The sequence below is a fragment of the Moraxella sp. Pampa genome, from assembly GCF_035181385.1.
Taxonomy (GTDB): Bacteria; Pseudomonadota; Gammaproteobacteria; order Pseudomonadales; family Moraxellaceae; genus Moraxella.
On record NZ_JAXCJK010000002.1, the window covers coordinates 158,673 to 176,932 of the forward strand.

The 18,260-nt window shown below is 42.2% G+C and carries 14 protein-coding genes; 6 read left to right on the top strand and 8 right to left on the bottom strand.

The window, feature by feature from the left end; genetic code table 11:
• The first annotated feature begins 3 nt into the window (after positions 1–3).
• A complete protein-coding gene (locus R0123_RS05145; protein ID WP_323843323.1) occupies positions 4–1,380 on the top strand; it encodes a TolC family protein in 1,377 nt (458 codons plus the stop codon).
• 61 nt (positions 1,381–1,441) lie between these two features.
• Positions 1,442–2,800 carry a bifunctional UDP-N-acetylglucosamine diphosphorylase/glucosamine-1-phosphate N-acetyltransferase GlmU gene (gene glmU, locus R0123_RS05150; RefSeq protein WP_323843324.1) on the top strand — a complete coding sequence of 453 codons (1,359 nt, stop codon included), beginning with the start codon at positions 1,442–1,444 and terminating at the stop codon, positions 2,798–2,800.
• Between the two features lie 137 nt (positions 2,801–2,937).
• Here the strand turns inward: glmU and R0123_RS05155 are convergent, their stop codons facing one another.
• Positions 2,938–3,630 (bottom strand): CPBP family intramembrane glutamic endopeptidase, encoded by a 693-nt coding sequence (locus tag R0123_RS05155; RefSeq protein ID WP_323843325.1) that lies wholly within the window; start codon positions 3,628–3,630, stop codon positions 2,938–2,940.
• Between the two features lie 215 nt (positions 3,631–3,845).
• On the opposite strand from R0123_RS05155, the gene upp reads away from it, so the two are divergent.
• Positions 3,846–4,487 (top strand): uracil phosphoribosyltransferase, encoded by a 642-nt coding sequence (gene upp, locus R0123_RS05160; RefSeq protein ID WP_323841143.1) that lies wholly within the window; start codon positions 3,846–3,848, stop codon positions 4,485–4,487.
• A gap of 120 nt (positions 4,488–4,607) precedes the next feature.
• On the opposite strand, the gene R0123_RS05165 is transcribed toward upp, so the two are convergent.
• From R0123_RS05165 to tauD, 4 genes are all read right to left on the bottom strand, one after another.
• Complete coding sequence (locus R0123_RS05165; protein ID WP_323843326.1) at positions 4,608–7,577, bottom strand: insulinase family protein; 2,970 nt, start codon at positions 7,575–7,577, stop codon at positions 4,608–4,610.
• Positions 7,578–7,820: 243 nt separating this feature from the next.
• On the bottom strand, positions 7,821–8,126 hold the full coding sequence (locus R0123_RS05170; RefSeq protein WP_323841141.1) for a PepSY domain-containing protein: 306 nt from the start codon (positions 8,124–8,126) through the stop codon (positions 7,821–7,823).
• A 181-nt stretch (positions 8,127–8,307) separates the two neighbouring features.
• Complete coding sequence (locus R0123_RS05175) at positions 8,308–9,750, bottom strand: APC family permease (RefSeq protein WP_323843327.1); 1,443 nt, start codon at positions 9,748–9,750, stop codon at positions 8,308–8,310.
• Between the two features lie 122 nt (positions 9,751–9,872).
• Positions 9,873–10,739 (bottom strand): taurine dioxygenase, encoded by an 867-nt coding sequence (gene tauD, locus R0123_RS05180; protein ID WP_323843328.1) that lies wholly within the window; start codon positions 10,737–10,739, stop codon positions 9,873–9,875.
• Between the two features lie 293 nt (positions 10,740–11,032).
• On the opposite strand from tauD, the gene R0123_RS05185 reads away from it, so the two are divergent.
• Together R0123_RS05185 and R0123_RS05190 are read left to right on the top strand one after the other, a co-directional pair.
• Complete coding sequence (locus tag R0123_RS05185) at positions 11,033–11,482, top strand: universal stress protein (RefSeq protein WP_323841270.1); 450 nt, start codon at positions 11,033–11,035, stop codon at positions 11,480–11,482.
• Positions 11,483–11,563: 81 nt separating this feature from the next.
• Complete coding sequence (locus R0123_RS05190) at positions 11,564–12,565, top strand: adenosine kinase (protein ID WP_323843329.1); 1,002 nt, start codon at positions 11,564–11,566, stop codon at positions 12,563–12,565.
• Positions 12,566–12,629: 64 nt separating this feature from the next.
• On the opposite strand, the gene nfuA is transcribed toward R0123_RS05190, so the two are convergent.
• Positions 12,630–13,256 carry a Fe-S biogenesis protein NfuA gene (gene nfuA / locus R0123_RS05195; RefSeq protein ID WP_323841137.1) on the bottom strand — a complete coding sequence of 209 codons (627 nt, stop codon included), beginning with the start codon at positions 13,254–13,256 and terminating at the stop codon, positions 12,630–12,632.
• Between the two features lie 141 nt (positions 13,257–13,397).
• Between nfuA and R0123_RS05200 the strand changes: the two genes are divergently transcribed.
• Positions 13,398–14,390, top strand: coding sequence for a bifunctional nicotinamide-nucleotide adenylyltransferase/Nudix hydroxylase (locus tag R0123_RS05200; protein ID WP_323843330.1), 993 nt, complete (start codon positions 13,398–13,400; stop codon positions 14,388–14,390).
• 82 nt (positions 14,391–14,472) lie between these two features.
• Here the strand turns inward: R0123_RS05200 and R0123_RS05205 are convergent, their stop codons facing one another.
• Positions 14,473–16,269, bottom strand: a complete 1,797-nt coding sequence (locus R0123_RS05205; RefSeq protein WP_323843331.1) for an aminopeptidase P family protein — start codon at positions 16,267–16,269, stop codon at positions 14,473–14,475.
• 338 nt (positions 16,270–16,607) lie between these two features.
• Complete coding sequence (locus tag R0123_RS05210; protein WP_323843332.1) at positions 16,608–18,134, bottom strand: peptide MFS transporter; 1,527 nt, start codon at positions 18,132–18,134, stop codon at positions 16,608–16,610.
• Positions 18,135–18,260: the final 126 nt, after the last annotated feature.

Here is an 18,260-nt window from a genome sequence, read left to right on the forward strand (position 1 = left end):
ACAATGACAATCAAATCTTTGAGCTTAGTATTGGCAATTTTGACCTTATCGGCTTGCCAAACCGTGCCAAAACAGATACATTTATCAGAAAATCTAAACAACTATCCTAAAAAATGCACAAGCATTGATGATGAATCTTGTAATAATAACTGGTGGCAAGCGTTTGACGACCCAGTGTTAAACCACTATATGCACCATGTCATCACGCATAATCGTGAATTATCTGTCGCCACGCTTACCCTACAAAAGGCGATTTTTAACCACCAAAAAATCCAAGACAACAAAAAAATTATGATAAGTAGCACTGCCCTTGCCAATCAGCGTGCACAAAAATCGCTTGCTACAGGTGAAACAAGCACAACAGGTGGTTTTGAGATGAATGTCAATGCCAGTTGGGAAATTGATTTATGGGGAAAACTGGCGTTACAACAAAACATCAGTGAATGGGAAACACACGCAAGTCATGCCGACCGCCAAGCCGTGTTTATGAGCCTTACTGCCACAGCTGTCCGAGAATATTTTAACTTTTTGGGCATTGTGCAAAAACGCATGGACAATCAGCAAGCTCTAAATCACCAACAAAAACAACGCCAATTTTTACAAAATCAGCTAAAATTAGGACTGATTGCCCCTGCTGACACCGTACCGATTGAACAGACAATCAATAACCTACGACAAACCGCCAATAATCTAGTGCAACAACAACACGAAAGCCTAACCACCCTGTCATTGTTAAGTCAAATTAATAAAAATGATTTGGAAAATCAGTTAAATACGCATCAATTTGCATTCAAATTACCAGAAAATATTCAAAAACTGCCCATGAATGTGATAAATAACCGTCCAGACATTCAAGCACAACTATCACGACTGACGGTCAGTTTGGCACAAAAAAATCTCATCAAAAAAAACCAATATCCAACGCTGGTATTCACAGCAGGGGCAAGCTCACAACACAGTCATTTATTAGATTTACTAAAAGTGCCTGTACTTAACTGGGGGGTTTCGCTAAATATTCCGAATTTTAATGCAAAAGATTATCAGCATCATTTAAATCTTGCAAAAATTGATGAGCATATTGCAACATTGCACTATCAAGACAGCGTGTATAAGGCGTTGGCAGATGTGCAAAACAAATTGAAAAATTTAGCAAATCTTAAACAAAATCATCAACTTATCTTAACAGCCGAACAGCTTGCCCAACAGCAACGCTCGCACCAACAAAAACGCTACGAATTAGGGTTTATCTCTGCCAGAGAACTAGAAGACAGTAAAGAACAAGCCCGCCAAACCCAAACAGCGGTTATTGATAGTTTGGTTAATCAAGCCCAAGCCCTAGTGAATATCTACCAAGCGGTGGGCGGTGTGGTTGATTTGTAAATGCTAACGCTTGTGTTATAATGATTTGATTACTCTATTTTTAATAGTGCAGGGAATTATTATGACACTTACCACCATCATCATGTCCGCAGGCAAAGGCACTCGTATGAAGTCTGCCAAACCCAAAGTCTTACAGCCCTTAGCAGGCAAGCCACTACTGGCTTATGTGCTGGCAACTGCCAAACAATTAGGCAGTCAAAAAACCATTGTCATTTACGGCTTTGCAGGCGAGCAGGTCAAAGACGCTTTTGCCTGTGAGCAGATTGACTGGGTGGAACAAAAAGAGCAACTTGGCACAGGACACGCTGTGATGATGACCTTGCCTGTATTGCCTAGAGACGGTAAAAGTCTGATTCTATCAGGTGATGTGCCGCTGATTGGGGTGGATACCTTACAAAGACTTACCCAAACGGACAGCCCATTTGCGATGCTAACGATGGACACAAAAACCCCCTTTGGGCTTGGGCGGATTATCCGTAGGGACGGACAAGTTGTTGCCATTGTAGAAGAAAAAGACGCAAGCCAAAGCCAAAAACAAATCACCGAAATCAACAGCGGTGTGTATTGTATTGACAATAAAATTTTGCATACCTATTTAAATAAACTTACCAATGACAATGCACAAGGCGAATATTATCTGACCGATATTGTTAAAATGGCGGTAGATGACGGCATTCACATTGCCACCGTATCGCCAACTTATGCCTTTGAGATTGAAGGGGTAAACGACCGTATTCAACTTGCCAACCTAGAACGCGCGTATCAAAGATTTCAAGCCCAAAATCTTATGAAATCTGGCGTGCATATCATTGACCCTGAGCGTTTTGATTTGCGTGGTCATTTGACTGTGGGGCAAGATGTTGAGATTGATATCAATGTGATTTTTGAAGGCGATTGCGTTTTGGGCGACAATGTCAAAATTGGTGCTGGCTGTGTCATCAAAAATACGACCATCGCCAGTAATACCGTAGTACAGCCGTACAGTATTTTTGACAATGCGGTGGTGGGCGAAAATAACCAAATTGGACCTTTTGCAAGGTTGCGACCCGATGCCATTACCGCCCAAGATGTCCATATCGGCAACTTTGTGGAGCTTAAAAACACCCAAATGGCAAATGGAGCAAAAGCCAATCATCTGGCGTATCTGGGCGACAGCACGGTAGGCGAGCGGACGAATATCGGTGCTGGCACGATTACCGCCAATTATGATGGCGTGAATAAATTTAAAACCACGATTGGGGCGGACGTGCGTGTTGGCTCAAATGCGGTGTTGGTCGCACCTGTAACATTGGGCGATAAAGTAACCATTGGGGCAGGCTCTGTCATTACCAAAGATTGCGATGATAACAAACTGGTGATTGCTCGTGGCAAGCAAGTAACCATTGAAGGGTGGGTAAGACCTGAAAAGCCGAAAAAATAGTTAAAAGCACATAATACTAAAAATGATTTTAAACTAAAAGTATAAATTTTGATTACAAAGTTTTTAGGTTTTATACACCCTTACAATCATCTTTTCAAGTTGTAAGGACATCATAAAAAAAATAGCAATAAGACTCATTACAAAAATAAAAATATGATCCCCGCCCCAAACACATCAAAGACAGCGTGCGCTATCGCAAAAGGCGTGATGGATTTTATTTTTTGGCGTAATGCAATAAAGACAACACCCATCATAGCAATCGCTACTGCCGACCACAAACCCTGATAAATATGAAAAATAAAACGAACAAACACGCTGCTTATCAACGCATAAAGGCGATGCTTGGGCAAGACAGCAAATGTCAGACCCATGAAAAACAATTCTTCATAAAATCCATTGACCACTGCGAACAATAACAATGCAATGCTAATATGTGCAAATAAATCAGTTTGTGCTTGGGTTGCGTCAGGAATAAAAGAATTACCCCCTGTTGATATGCCATAACTGCCATACAACACCAAATCTGTGGTCAACCCTCCCACGATGAGCAAACCAATGACCATCGGCAATGTCATTTTATTAACTGAAAAATCCAGCAATTTAACATCAAATTTTCGCCACCACAAATAAATACCAGCTGCCACTAAAAATGTCAGCTCAATCAGAATGCTAGACCAGTTGGCATCATCAGAAAAAGACGATGCCAAAATGGGGTCTGGTGCAGGCTCATGAATATAGCCCACAACAGAAACATAAGCAAAATACCCAAAAAATATGAATGACAAAACGACAAAGTCAAGATAAGTTAAAGGACGCTTTGCAGACTTCATAAACTTCACAAAAAAGTAGCCAAAAGCATCATTCTACAACAAAGTCTTTAAGGGTGTCAATTTGACCATTCACAGCGTGTCTAAGTTTGGTTTAAAACCCACATTAACAGCCATATTAACGCCGATCAAACAAAACCATATAAAAATATTCAAATATTTGGTATCATAAGCAAAATCAATTTAAACCATTTTAGTTAATTTAAAAAGAGAACAATATGACCGACCTAAACATACAAGTCATCAACCACCCCCTTGTCCGCCATAAACTTTCACTCATGCGTATGGCTGATTGCAGTACTTATAAATTTCGCACTTTAACCAAGGAGCTGGGCAGATTGATGGCGTATGAAGCCAGCCGTGATTTTGAAATTGAGACCTTTAAAATGCAAGGCTGGTGTGGCGAGATTGATGGTGAACAAATCAAAGGAAAAACCGTAACGCTTGTGCCAATTTTGCGTGCAGGCATTGGTATGCTTGATGGCGTCTTAGACCTATTACCAACCGCCAAAATCTCTGTTGTGGGTCTGCAACGAGACGAAGAGACATTAGAACCTGTGCCATTTTTTGAAAAATTTGTCAAAGACATTGACCGTCGCCCTGCTCTCATCTTAGATCCGATGCTTGCCACAGGGGGCAGTATGGTTGCCACTATTGATATGCTCAAAAAACACGGCTGTACCAACATTAAAGCTCTCGTGCTGGTTGCTGCACCAGAGGGCGTACGCTTGGTTAATAAGGCGCATCCTGATGTCAAAATCTACACCGCAGCACTTGATGACCACCTAAACGAAAACGGCTACATCATTCCGGGCTTAGGAGATGCTGGCGATAAAATTTTTGGCACAAAAGAACTTTAAGCGATTCAAACTTTAATCATAAAAAACACCTTCCATAACCACCCCAAAAACCATATGTTATTGGGGGTATGGAAGGTATCTTTTTATTGGGTCAGCTTACAATTTAAGCCAGATTACAATCTAGGCTAATTTTTTAATCACAAAACCAAAATCCTTCATCTTGGTTTCTTGTTCAAGTGGAGCAAGGCTGGCTTTGGTATGTGGTTTATCTTTAAGATATTTTTGAGCCACTCTTTTTAAATCATCAAGCGTTACCGCCAAAATCTTGGCACGCAAGGCTTGCTGGTATGCCTTATCACGCCCATGAAGCTCAGCAAAACAAGATTTGACCGCCTCGCCTGCAGGTGAGCCTGGCTTATCCATGCCAGCAATGATGCCCAAAATCGCCTCTTGCAATTGCGATTTGTCATGTTCATGTTCAATCAGCCAGTCAATGCTTGATAAAAAATGCTCAAAAGTCGCCTCACAGTTGGGATCTCGATAACTATAAAATTTAAATGACGCTGCATTGCCATCAAAGCTTGCACCACCGCCATATGCACCACCTTTTTCCCGAATGGCAGAATGCAGATAGCCATTACGCAAAAACGGTGCAAGCACCATAAGAGCAGGTGTATCAGGGTCATCTGATGTGGTCGCAGGATAGGCAGAAGCATTGTGATAAACATTGGTTGGAATAAGCCAAGCGATGTCCTTGTCATCTTTACCACCCTCATCATCTAGCAAGTCTGACAACTCATCAAAAGGAAGCGATTTGGTGTTTGCGGTGATGGGTCTTGCACCCACATTCAAGGTGTTGCTAATCTGAGCACTCAAAGTCTGTGCTACTTCTTTTTCACAAACCAAAATGACATCTTTTGGCAAATTGATCATCTGTGCATGAAGTGCCGATAGGCGTTCGGATAAGATTGTCCATTTTTCATCATTGTCATCTGCCAAAAATGCCTTTAATGCCACAAGTGCAGGCAATCCAGAAAATGCATATTCAATCTGTGCAAGCCTACTCATACTTCGGCTGGCGGTCTGCATGGCATAAGCATGACCCGACCCTGCTAAACGAGATTGCCAGCTGGTTTGCTTTTGTTGTAATAGCTCACGAATGCGGTCAGTTTCGCCAAATATCGTCTCATCAAGCACTTGATTAACCAGTTGCATCGCTTCTGTTTTGCGGTTTAACGCACGAGTCGCTAGCACAAAATAGCTGGTCATTTTATCTTTATCTATCATGTCAGTACGCTGACTGATACGAGCGGTCACACCTGATGAACACGCTGCCTGCACCGCTTGAAACTCTCGTGCGTCATACTTGCTTGTACCCACTTCTGACAGCAGTGTCAGATAAATAGGCAATAAAGGATTGCTTAAAATTTCATCTGCCTGATCACCCAACGGCATCACCACTTGATAGTAATACAAGCCGTTGGTTCCTGCGTGATATTGATACAAAGTACGCTTTTGACCACTCAAAGTGATGGGTTTTTTATCAGCGTGTATGAAATGAATGTCAGCTGGAATGTCTTGTAGTCCCACTTTTGGTAGCAGATCAACATCATCAGCCATCATTTGGCGAGCCTGCAAATCGGCCATTTTTTGACGAATGACCTGTCGCTCTTTGTCGCTTAGCTTTTCATCAAGTTGTTCAAGACTCGCCTGCTCATCAGCCACCAATTGACTTGCTTTGTCTTTATCTGGCAAGGCAGTCAGGCGGACACGATGCGGATTATCAATCAAATGTTTTTTGATCAGTTCTGGTACAAAGCTTGGATCGCTCGCTTGTTCCCTAAGCCAACTTAAATGCTCATCAATCTGCCAAACATCTAAGGGGTCTGCCCCATGAACTGCTGTACTAAATGCCTCTAGCATCAGTGTTAGGCCATATGGCATACCATCACCACCGATGTGCCTTTGATCAAGCTCTATTTGATGCAGTACAGTCTCAATGGTGTCATTATCCACACCCTGACTTACCACATCTTTGAGCAATGCCAAAATCCCCTGCTCAACATCATCAGCATATTCAGCATCAGAGCCACGCACACCAGCATAGAACACCATTTCATAATGACTGTCATCAAGTCCTAATAATGGACTTGGGGCGACAGCATGCTCATAGCTTTCTAAATACGCACGCAGCGGTGAACCAGAATGTTCTACCAATACCCCCTCCATAAGACGAAGTGCCAATCTTTGCTTTGGGTCACTGATGGTTGGTAGCAACCACGATAAAATATGATGGGTCATCTGCTCACCATCATCATCGGCAATATAAGTATCTTGCACACGAACTGGACTGGTTAATCGCTGTTCAGTAACCGAAGTAAACTTTTTGCCAACTTTTGGACGCTCAATATCATTAAATCTATCTAGCACATTGTCCTGCAAATACGCTTGAATGTCGCTTGCAGGAATGTCGCCAAAACTCATGACAATCGCATTTGATGGGTGATAATGCGTTTTGTGAAAGGCAACCAAATCATCATGAGTCAAATCAACGATATGTTTAGGGTCGCCCCCAGAATTATAATGGTAAGTTGTCGTTGTAAATAAATGTGGCATCAGCGAATGATAAATCTGATCAATCTCGCCACTCATCGCCCCTTTCATTTCATTAAAAACAATGCCATGATATTTGGGTTTATCATGCTCATCAAGCTCAATACGAATGCCCTCTTGAGCAAAATCCAACTCATGAATATTGGGAAAAAAACACGCATCAGCATAAACGGACAATAAGTTAAAAAAGTCATTTTTATTTTGAGTAGCAAACGGATATACCGTCCAATCTGCTGCCGTCATGGCATTCATAAAGGTTTGTAAAGAACGCTTAATCATGCTAAAAAACGGGTCTCTGACAGGATACTTTTCAGAGCCACACAGCACAACATGCTCTAAAATATGAGCCTCGCCACGAGAAGTCATTGGCTGTGTGGCAAAGCCTATCATCAGTGCATTTTCATCATGATCGCACGCCAAATGATAGTGGATTAGTCCAGTTTCAAGATGCCGATAGTGCATCACATCAATGTTCAAAGCATCAATTGTGGTTGTACTAATCAGCTCAAAAGCAGGATTTGTTGCACAATTAGTCATATCTCCCCCTATTATTTTTTTAGATATAAATTTAGACACAATAAGGGTGGTAGTTTAGCATAATTTACCATAAAAGATGATGGCCAGTGGATACATTTTTGGCAAAATATGCCTTAAAAAACAAAAAACCGTAAATTATTATTACGATTTTTTGTTACCAAGAGCTTTAAAGACTTTGACAAAATGACAAAATTGCACAAAATTTTTAAATCATATCAATCATCAATCATCAATCATCAATCATCAATCATCAATCTCACTTTTTAATATTTTGCCAGTTTTTGCATCAACAGATACATGATACTCAACGCCTTTTGCATTGACGACATCAACATCAAAATGTGCGCCAAGATGATGGTCATGATCAAACTCCACTTTTTTGACCGAAGTACCTTTGATGTGGGCTTTGGCAAGCTTGCTCGCTTTGGCAAGCGAAATGTATTGTGCTTTATTTTGTTCATAAATACGCATATCATCGTCTGCCATCGCAGGAGCGGCAAATGCTGTAGCAGTTAATGCAAAAATAGATAAAGCCAAAATGTGTTTCATGGATAATCTCCGTTGGTTACTTATTCAAATTACTTATTCAAAACAAAAACATAATAACAGCAAAAACTCAGCTTGATATTGAATATTTGCAACTTTTTGTAAAATTTTCAATCATTTTGTCAAGTTTAAAAGCACATTGGCTGATGTAGCAATTTGGCCACTGGTATTATTTATCATCAATTTAGCCAAGTTTGGCAAAAATAATTTGTTTAAGCTCAGTATCACTTTTATGCTGAACATCTGTGCGTCTGGTCGCATAAAAGATAACGCCAAGCACGATCCACACCGCCAAAGCATAACGAGACGGTGTGCTTAATGCACTGATGGAATTTGGCAACAACAAAAGCAGTAAAAACCCCACTGAAATGATCATGCCTAAGACACCCACAAATGCTTGCAAGGCACTCTTTGGTTGTACACGCATACCAAATACCACACCCTCACGCCCCAGTTTGTACGCACAAGCACAAGTATAAAAAAAGGTTATTGCGATACCGACGCTAGCCATATCAACAATCCACAATAACGCTCCTCTCCCAAACCAAGGGCTAATCATACACACCGCCATGATTGCGTAAAAAGCCACTGTTGGCGTTCCATGTACAAAATGCACTTTACCAAACACAGGTGGTAGCATTTGGCTGCGACTTAGCGTCAAGACCACACGACTGGCTGCCACATAAAAACCATTCAATCCTGTTAGCACACCCATACTGACCGCCAAAACCATCAGCACCAATCCAAATTTGCCCATCACCGATGCCATCACTGCACCTGTCGCCCATGAACTGCTTGCAAAATTTGACAAATCATCACCAAAAGCAAGAGCTGCTGCCACAATGATTGCAACATACAAACAACTTGCACTCAAAACACTGGCAAGGAGCAACTTCATAATCTTGGTACCACAAAAGCGAAACTCGCCAGCCAACTGCGGAATACCATCAAAACCCACATAAGCCCAAGGCACAAAAGCAACAATCGTTGCTACTGCCGACCAAAAACTCACGCCATTTGGCGGTAACAACAATGGCCCTACGCCATGATTGGTATAATGAATGCCTGCACCAAACAACACTGCCGCCACCGCAATAAACATCAACATGACTGCCAAGAATTGAACACGCCCAGAGATGGCAGTATTATTAGCATTTAAATACGCAAAAGCCACTAAAAATAGCGACGACACCGCCACCTCTGGTGCATAAATTTTCCAACCAGCGATCTCATACAGCTCCCCTTGCATCATCATCTCAGGGACAATCAACCTCAGTACAAGCGTTACCGCTGACGCATTGAGCGAAATGATGCTGATATAACCCAGCATGAGTGCCCAACCTGCAATAAATCCATGTATGCGTCCAAAGCTCGCCAACGCAAAAGCAATGCCACCACCTGTTACAGGCAAAGATTTGGTGGCATAACCATAGTTAATCGCAATAACGCCAATCAAAATCGTACCAATCAAAAAACCTGTAATCACAGCCATCAGACCTGCTGATGACAACCATTCGTAGGGCAACACAAACGCACCCCAGCCCACCGCAGAGCCAACCGCCATCGCATAAACCCAGCCCATCTTAAAACCTTGGTTGATTGGTACAATTTGGTTGGAATGATTCATTAAAATCCCTCATCACTGATGATTAAAATTTGATTAAAAAAGATTGATGGTTTGTTGTGAGGTGTATTATTTATCATAAGATGATTTTAATGAGCACGCTGACCGCACAGTCTACTCATCAATCAAGCCACATAATATGGCACATCGCCATTGATGGTGGCACGATGCATGATACGATGAGCATCACCATAGTCAAATAATGCCTTATGCTGCGTAACACGATTATCCCAAATTGCCACATCACCTTCTTGCCATTGCCAACGCAAATGAAATGCCTCTTTAACAGCGTGCTGAGTCAAAAAATCAAGCAGCTCACGGCTTTCACTTTCTGGCAATTCATTGATTTTGGTGGTAAATCCTTCACTCACAAATAATGCCAGCTTACCTGTGTCAGGGTGCGTGCGTACTACAGGGTGGGAGACGGGTGGATTTTTGCGGTAAATTTCTTCAAGCCTTGCTTTTTCTGCCTTGCTTGCACCACCAAATCGCTCCTTTGGAAAAGACAGGCGAATGTCGTGCGTGGCGGTCAGACCCTTGATCTTATCTTGAATTTTTATATCCAATGCATTAAATGCCGCCGTACCACTTGCCCACAGCGTATCACCGCCCGACTTAGGGACTTTCACTGCTCGCAAGACACAGCCCAATGGTGGCGTTTTGCTGAAAGTTACATCGGTATGCCAAAGTTCATTATCCCTTAGGTCTGTCTCATGACTATCTAAAACGATCACCTCAGGGAAATTTGGCACTGTTGGAAAAACTGGGTGAATGTGCAAACTGCCAAGCGACCTAGCAAGATTGACCTGTGCTGGTGTTTGTAAGTTCTGATTACGAAAAAATATCACTTGATGCCTTAATAACGCTTCTTTTATTTGAGCAAGCACCCTACCCTTAATGCTGGCACCATCAAGGTGGTTTAGGTCTACACCACTGATGATTGCACCAATGGTGTCTTTGATGGGCGTGATGGTAAAAGATTGTGATGTCATGATAAATCCTTTGGGCAGACCGCCCTAAAAAGCCAATGATATGGCAGCATGGTAATGACAATCATCAAAAGTTTAAAACAATAAAAATGAATTAACTAAGTATTGATTGGCATAAAACACGATTGGCATCAATCTTGTTTTATTTTGTGGATGAATTTCCCAATACTCATCACCAAAAGCACGCTTTTTAAAGGAAATAAGCTGACGATGGTCATAAATTTTGTTATACTAAAAATGTCGCAATCATCAGTTTTTGTATCTATGAGTCTTATGCTTACAAAGGGAGAAATATGATGTATCAGCATGTTTTATTGGTTACAGATTTGCAAGATGACACCGATTTGGTTGCCGCCAAGGCAAAATGGATTTTGAACGCCTCACCAAATGCACAGCTTTCGGTTTTGCACATTGTTGAAGAAACCATGCTTGGCTTTGGCTATGAACTGATTCCTGCATCCGCCTTGCATGAAGAGATTGACAACGAACGCTGTCAAGAAGCTCGCATACGCCTAGCACAGGTGCTTGCTAGAAATGATTTGCACGCACATAATATCAACATTAAAACCGCCATTTCGGGGAGAAAAGGCATTGTTGATTATTGCCATAATCATGCCATTGACCTAATCATTATTGGTCGCCACAAGCGTACAGGGCTTTCTGCATGGTTATCTGGTGCAACAGCAGACAGCATTTTGCCTGATGTAGATAGTGATTTACTCGTAGTACAACTTACGGCCGAATGATTTGTCTTTAAAAAACTTGGACGCATCTCTTTTGAGCAATCGTGTTAACTTTCGTTTAATTTAAACCAACTTAGGATTACCATGTACGACATCATCGCCATTGGCAACGCCCTTGTGGATACCGAATTTAAAATCACCGACCAAACTTTGGCCGCCACAGGGCTGACCCGTGGCAACATGACGCTTGCCGAACTCAACACCCAAAATAGCTTATTTGCCACATTAGATCAAGCAGGACATCAACCTGCTAAGCAAGCAGGCGGCGGCTCGGCAGCCAACAGTATGGTAGCATTTGCATCATTGGGCGGTCGTGCATTTTATAACTGCCGAGTAGGTGGCGATGACATGGGCGATTTTTATCTGGCCGACCTTGAAAAGTCAGGCGTAGCAACCGATGCTGATATTGCCATTGATGCCGATGGCACAACAGGCTCGTGCGTGGTATTGGTTACACCAGATGGTGAACGCACCATGCAGACACATTTGGGCACAAGCGGTCAGATTGATGAAAGCAACATCAGTTTTTATGCCCTAAAAGATACAAAATGGCTTTACCTAGAAGGCTATCTTGCAATGTCTGAATCCATCACAGATGGCATGGCAAAACTACGCACCCAAGCCAAACAAGCAGGCGTAAAAATTGCCGTCAGCTTTGCCGATCCTGCGGTAGTAAAATTTGCCAAAGACAAATTAAAGGCCATATTATCAGAGGGTATTGATGCAGTTTTTTGCAACCTTGAAGAAGCCATGCTTTATACAGGTGCAGACAGCCACGAATCAGCAGTGCGGGCACTAAGGCAGTTTTCTGATTTGGTCGTAGTAACCAACAGCGACAAACCAACCCTAATCGCTCAGCATGATGACATCATCAGCATACCCTCAGCCACCATCAAGGAAGTATTGGACACCAACGGTGCAGGTGATAACTATGCAGGTGCATTTTTATACGCTCTAAGCCACAACCACTCAATAGAACAATGTGGAAAACTTGCAGCTCATGTCGCAAGTCGTGTTGTCACACAATTTGGCCCACGGTTATCAAAACAAGACTACCAAGCCATTAAGCATGACATCTTGGGCTAAATCAAAACAAAAAAAATCGCTCAAAAAACTTGGGCGATTTTTTGTTTTTTTAATGATGAGTGTGTCATTTATAATAAGCATTCTGACTTTGACTATGGTCAGTCTCATCAACAACCTGCATCAGCTCTGGAATTTGCTGTTTTAGTTGCACCTCCACGCCTTGACGCAAGGTAACATCAACTGCCGAACAGCCTTGGCAACCACCACCAAATTTCAACACTGCCGTCAAACCTGCTTCATCTTCTATCAGGTCTATCAGCTCTACCATACCGCCGTGGCTGGCAAGATTTGGGTTAATCTCTGATTGCAAGACATAGTTAATACGCTCTTCAATGCTTGCATCAGCACCAACTTGTGGGACTTTGGAGTTTGGTGCACGAAAAGTTAATTGCCCACCAAAACGATCTTTATTATAATCAATCACCGCATCATGCAGATATGGAATGCTTGGTGCATCAATATAAGCATTAAATGCCTCAAACACAATTTGTAAATCCTCTTCATCAACCTCATCAGGCTGACAGTAGCTCATACAGCATTCAGCGCGCGGTGTGCCAGCGTATTCTACAAAAATACGCACACCAACGCCTTCAATGTCTTGTTTGGCAAGCAAATCTGCCAGATAGGCTTGGGCTGATGGCGTGATGATGATATTGCTGGTCAATGGGGCGTTATTGTCTTTGTCGTGCATGACTTGTCTCTTTATAAAAAAATAATCTTGACCAAATCGGTCGGTTTATTCTCGTTTATATGGTAACATAAGATGGTTTTATCAAGGCAATTTGATGAACTTTTTCTTGTTGTTGTGTTTTTTTGATCATTGTAGGTTTGTATGAATGATAAATTTGATTATTTGATTTTTATTGGGCGTTTTCAACCTTTTCATCATGGGCATGAATTTGTTGTCAAAGAAGCACTCAAAAAAGCCCATCGTGTCATCATGCTCATCGGCTCAGCCAACAGCCCACGCACCATCAAAAACCCTTTCACTTTTGATGAGCGAGCCAAGATGATTTTAAAAGCCTTTGATGATGAGTGTAGGCATCGCATTTGGTGTGCTCCTATTGATGACAAACTGTATAACGACCATCAATGGTTACAAAATGTGCAAACCGCCGTCTGCCATTTGGTAGAAAAAAATGCACGCATCGGCGTCATCGGACACACCAAAGACGACAGCTCTTATTATTTGTCATTATTTCCAAATTGGGAGGCGATTGAACTGCCCAATTTTGAAAATCTATCCGCCACACCGCTAAGAAAGCGTTATTTAAAAAATGGCGAAATTGATGAACAAATGCCAAAATCCTCACAAGAATTTTTGGCAAAATTTAAAAATACCAGCGATTATACTCATCTAGCTGATGAATATGCCCACATTCAAACTTTTCAGGACGCTTGGAAAAACACGCCCTACCCACCCATATTTAATACCGCTGACGCACTCGTCATACAATCAGGTCATGTTTTACTGATTGAGCGTAAGGGAGATTATGGGTATGGACTGTGGGCATTACCAGGAGGGTTTTTAAACTCTCACGAAAGTTTGCTTGATTGTGCGGTGCGTGAACTACACGAGGAAACTGGACTGACCGTAGACAAACACAGCTTAAAATACAGCCAAATCTTTGACGCACCAGAACGCTCTTTGCGCGGCCGTACAATCACAAGCGTGTTTTATTTTGAGCTGACAGGTGCCAGCTTACCAAAAGTTGTGGGCAAAGATGATGCCAGCCAAGCCTTTTGGTTGCCCCTTGCCAACCTTGATGGCAAAATGATGTTTGAGGACCATTACAGCATCATCACCAAGATGCTCGGATTATAACATTCATTACATAACAGCCCCCCAAAAGTAGTGCGTCCAACCTTTGGGGTGCTGTTGATTATTGCTGGTTTGAGGGCATCAATCAAATCGCCTTTGTACGCTCAATCAGCCACGCTTTTGCATCGCCATGCACACGATCAATGATCTCATCACAAACCTTTTTATGATAGTGATTAAGCCACTCTTTTTCTTGGGCGGTCAATAGCTCTGGTAAAATCAGACGAGTATCAAACGGACATAAAGTCAGGTCCTCAAACTTGGCAAATTCACCAAACTCAGTACGATGTGCTGGTACGGTTGCCACCAAATTTTCAAGACGAATACCCCACTTCCCTTCACGATATAGTCCCGGTTCGTTGCTGGTAATCATACCAATTTGCATGGTGCGTTCTGGTGTCGCAGGTGCATGATAAGAGATGACCTGAGGACCCTCATGAACATTTAAAAAATATCCCACACCATGGCCTGTACCGTGGCCATAATCAAGACCTTGTTGCCACAATTGATTGCGTGCCAGCACATCAAGATGAGCAGATGAAATGCCCACAGGATAAACAGCCATCGCAAGGGCGATGTGCGCCTTTAACACATAGGTTACATCTTGTTTTTGTTCATCACTGATCTTACCCACGCTTGTCATGCGAGTGATGTCGGTCGTGCCATTATAATACTGTGCACCTGAGTCAATCAGCAACAAGCCATCACCTTTTAGCGCCATGCAAGTTTCTGGCTCGGCTTTATAATGGACAATCGCCCCATTACTACAAAAACCCACAATTGAATCAAAACTGGCTGATACATGATTTGGCTGACGACTACGCGCATCATTTAGCATGGCATCAATATCCACTTCATTTAAAGACTCGCCTGACGCCACACGCTTTTCAAAGTCACTAAAAAATTCACAAAGTGCTGCACCATCTTGACGCATGGCTTCACGCACATGATCAAGCTCCCTGTCAGTTTTTATCGCTTTTAAAACAGTGCTAGGATTCATCGCACGCAATATCTTGACATCATTCGGCACTTCTTTGATGGTTTTGACTGCAACTTTGGCAGGGTCAATCAGTAGCGTCCCTGAAACATTCGCCAGACCATCTATGACATCAGCATACTCTGCCACAACAATATTGGCAGATTGCAAAGAAGCCTTTGCATCAGCATTTAGCTTGGCAGTACCTACAAACAAAGTTGCTTTGTCTGCACTGATGAGCAAATGCCCCAAAAACACAGGATTAAAAGGTACATCAGAGCCACGCAGATTGGTTAGCCATGCAATGTCATCAAGGCTAGACACTAAATGAAAATCCGCACCAAGCTCACGCATTTTGCTACGCACCTTGGTCAGTTTATCCACCGACAAACCATCAACAAACTCCTCAGCATGAGGATAAATTGGTGCAGTAGGCAAGCTAGGGCGGTCTTGCCATATCTCAGCAAGCAAATCAATGTCGGTAACAAGCTTGATATTTTTGTCTTTAAAAGCCTCTGTCAGGCTGTCGGATTCCGCTACTGACAACACCGCACCATCAATAGCAACTTTTGCATCATTCGGCAAATGTTCTGCCAAAAATTTAGCAAAAGTCGGACGACCTTGTTGCATTTTTTGTAGCTCAATACCCACACCTTCAAGCTGAATCGGTGCTTGCACCCAGTAACGGCTGTCCGTCCACAATCCTGCAAAATCCTGACTGATGACCAGCGTACCGACCGAACCTGTAAAACCAGAAACCCAGCTTCTTCCCTCCCAATGCACTGGCAAGTACTCCGACATATGTGGGTCAGCAGATGGAATGATAACAGCATCAACATCATGTGATTGCATGAGTGTGCGAATTTTGGCAACGCGTTCACGGCGGATTTGAACTGAATTTGACATACGATTCCTTTTTGACTTTGGTATTTAATTGGTGGATAAGGCGTTTGCATCACAAAACGCCATTTTATCACAATCATCACCTTTTCCCAACATCAGTTACACCCAGCAATCTAAAATTACTCATACTTACTATAATCATGGCAAAATATAATACTTTTATTTTTCCAATTTAGCTCTTTATCGCTCTTTTGTAAAGACAACAGCACATCGCAATAACGATAAAAATGACCAAATAAAAAAAGGGGCAAATCCTGCTAACCACAGCAATTTGACCCCATCAAAGTAAACCTAATTTTTAGGTTAATTTAGGTTTGTAATGCTGGTTGTTTTTTTCAACATCACTTTTCAACACCACTTAGCATCTTGGTGATTGGCTTTGATAACACCAACAAAAGTACACCAGATACCACCAAGAATATTGCCAATGTCAAAAACAGCTTTGGCAAATCAACGATGGTCTCGGCCGACACATAACCAGCAGAAATAGAACCAATCAGGCCGCCCAATGAGACCGAGGTATACCACAGACCCATCATTACCCCTTGCATTCCTTTGGGAGCAAGTTGAGTCATACTACTCATGCCCACAGGTGAAATGAACAACTCAGCCAATGTCAAAAAGAACATTGATGATATCAGCCACGCCATTGAGACACCTGCACTACCACTCACAATAAGCTGACTTGCACCAATCATAATCGCAAAAGCCACTGCGGCAATCAGCATACCGAGCGCAAACTTCGTCATGCTATTTGGATTTTTGTGATGCTTGCCAAGCTTAATCCAAACCATGCTCACCACAGGAGCAAACAGAATGATAAAAATCGGATTTAACGACTGAAACCATACCGTTGGAATGCTAAAATCACCCAAATGACGATCAGTATAACGCTCAGCAAACAGATTAAATGACGCAGGTTGTTGTTCAAAACTTGACCAAAATAAAGACGCACCGATGATTAAAAAAAAGCACACCAACAGGCGTATCTTATCCGCCTTATCAAAACGCGAGCTCAAAAAAGCCCACCCAAAAAATAAGAACAACGCCCCGATAATCAGATAGGTCAGCATATCACGAAGCATGACCACATTAATGCTGATGACATCTGTTATGATAAAAACCACCAAAGTGCACAATATCAAAAACAGTGTAAAAACCGCTTTGCCCACATGATTAACCTTGCGTACAGGTTTCTCCCAGCTTACCGTCATGCCTTTGCTATTGGCGTATTGAGCAAGCTGTTTTTTGGCAACAAAGCGATATATCAACAACGCAACAAGCATGCCCACACCACCGATGGTAAACCCTGTATGCCATTGCCCTTTTTCAGCAAAAAAGCCTGTCACCAAAGGGGCAATCATCGCACCAATGTTAATTGCCATATAAAATACAGTAAAACCAGAATCACGACGCTCATCATCTTGTGCATACAATGAGCCAACCATGACCGCAATACAAGTTTTAAATAAGCCTGTACCAAGCACCAGCAAAACCAAACCAATAAAAAACATCGTCATGCCAAGCATGGGAAAGGCAGACATACCAATGGCCAAATGCCCCAGTGCCATGATGATGCAACCCCACCACAATGAACGCTCCTGACCCAGCCAATTATCAGCCAACCAACCGCCAGCCAATGGCACAAGATAAAGCATACCACTAAACAGACCATAAATCGCCGCTGCCGTCTCATCATTAAAGCCAAAACCACCAGGGGCGATGGCAGTTGTCATGAAGAGCAATAATAGCGGACGAATGCCATAATAAGAAAAACGCTCCCACATTTCTACAAAGAATAATCCTTGTAGTGGTTTTGGGTGGCCCAAAAAATCTTTATCCAGTTGTTGAAAATCAGAATTTGACATCTTAACTCTTTTTTGTTTGTTTTAAGTATGATTTTTTGGTTAAAAACCAATTAATCGCATTATTTATTTTTGGTAGCAATTCATACAATAAAAACAACCTTGCCGTACAACAAGGTTGTTTTAGGT